Raw genomic sequence first — 1,945 nt, forward strand, 5'->3', positions numbered from 1 at the left:
GCAAAATTTTTCATCATAAAACACATGAGCGGTTTTGTACTGTTTTTCAGCAAATGACTCGCAGAGCCATTTAATAATTGGGGCATGGTTGTTCTCCAGAAAGTTTTCTGCCTCTTGATGTGGGAAAGTTGCAAGAGGATAAGGGCAGAGCGCTTTCGTGCCGGAGCTAATCGAGGCATTGGCACCTACCACAGAACAAAGGTTTTCAGTGCATTCCAGTGGCAAACTCTCTTTTAATAATGTGCTATTTTCATAGACTTTAATCGTTGAAGGACTGGCAAGAGCCCTGCAATCAGGACAGGACTGCTGTTGATTTAATGATTCAGTGACGCATTCTGAGTGGTACAAATGAAAGCATGGCAACAAGGATAATGGTTTGATTTCAGTATTGGTGAAAGGATCCATGCAAATAGGGCACTGACCATTTAGAGCAGTTTCTACTCGCTCAGATGATTTTGTAGCTTTAAGTTGGTGCCCCTTAAAGTTTGCATTATTAGCTGGAGACGTTGATTCAGAAGTATGGGCTGTAGTCTCAGGGATAGCGTATTTGGGCTGTGAGCCAGTGCTGATGTTATTCATGTTGTTCCTCAACTTATCTTATTAGTTAATTTCATAGCTTTGACTATTTTCACAAGAAAAAGTTCCTAACCGGGCATACAGGAGGTTTCGTTCTAATGGTAACTACACCGAGTAGGAAGCTGACCGCCTGGCCCGTCTGGGTGCAGAAGCCGCTGGCCCGCATCGCATTAAGTACAAACGTATTGATGCCTGATTACCCGTAATAATGACTTGTACCGGAATAAGTTCCGCGTTTGACTGAGACTTGTTAAGCTCGCTCGCTGGCTGGTTGCTGGCTGCTGGTCGCTGGTCGCTGGTTGCTGGCTGCAGGTTGCTCTGGCGGCAAAAGTACAAGCAGCCTGCTTTTTTCGGGCAGTGCTTATTGAAATGTCGAAGTTATTAATTGCAGTTCATAAGTGCTGCAACTGAACTACCCAACTACCCAGGTAGTCAGTCCTTATTTTATCTTCTCCGATGAACTTTACCGACAAACCCGAGTCTAATGCTGAGTGGACGTTTTGTTAGCACTCACAGCGCTGTGTGTTCTTCATGGACGTAATTATTACTGACTGTAACCCTGTTTTCGAGTTGGGAGAATTCTATGAAGTTGTATCGGGTTTTATTTCTGCTATTGATCGGTAACCTGTCATCCGCATTTGCTGCAGAGCTTGGCAAAATCTCTGCCAGTATTGCCAATGATCAATTGATATCCTATGAAATATCTGGAGTGTTTACCGGTCAGCCAGAATACAGTCACAAATACGCCTACAATTTTGCTTATAATTCCTGGAGGCTGACTGCCCCGGGCGGCAGAGTGAGCTTTCCGGTGAAACTGGATGGGCATGACAAGGTCTTTGCGAACTTCACCTGGGCTGGCTGGGGATCAGATACCATCGTCAATATTTACTTTAATGGTCAGCCCATTGCCTATGGCCATGAGGTACATGGACATGCCTGGAACAGCCCCGGAACCGATACTTTTGAAATCCCAGCCGGTAACTGCTCAGACAATTGCAGAATAACCCTGGAACTGGATCACCGTTCACCCATGGTGTTATTTATGAAAGATCTGACCCTGACCGATGAAAACAATGAAGTGATTACCAAAGGAGAATAATAATCCAATCACTTACGAAGTCTGCATTTGCGGGCTTCACCTGCCCATAAGTCACATCTCCTCCGCTGGAATCCCGTTTTCCTGAAAAGTCCGGACTTTCAGGTCTCTTCACTCTCTACCCGGCAGGTAAAAAAAAGGGGTTCGCAAAAATCCAGCTGTTCAAAATGGCTGCTCAGTTCCTGTTCAGTCAACAATGAAATAGCCTGACTATGACCCCTGCTTTTCCTGCTTTTCCTGCTTTTCCTGCTTTTCCTGCTTTTCCTGCTTTTC

2 protein-coding genes are annotated in these 1,945 nt (G+C 45.1%); one reads left to right on the forward strand and one right to left on the reverse strand.

The features are described 5' to 3' along the window. The coding region (locus KDK15_RS06715; protein ID WP_257294596.1) for an RING finger domain-containing protein at positions 1–579 on the reverse strand (579 nt) is incomplete at its 3' end. 580 nt (positions 580–1,159) lie between these two features. On the opposite strand from KDK15_RS06715, the gene KDK15_RS06720 reads away from it, so the two are divergent. Continuing rightward, a complete protein-coding gene (locus KDK15_RS06720; protein WP_257294597.1) occupies positions 1,160–1,675 on the forward strand; it encodes a hypothetical protein in 516 nt (171 codons plus the stop codon). Positions 1,676–1,945: the final 270 nt, after the last annotated feature.

It is taken from the genome of Endozoicomonas sp. YOMI1 (assembly GCF_024606345.1).
Lineage (GTDB): Bacteria > Pseudomonadota > Gammaproteobacteria > Pseudomonadales > Endozoicomonadaceae > Endozoicomonas.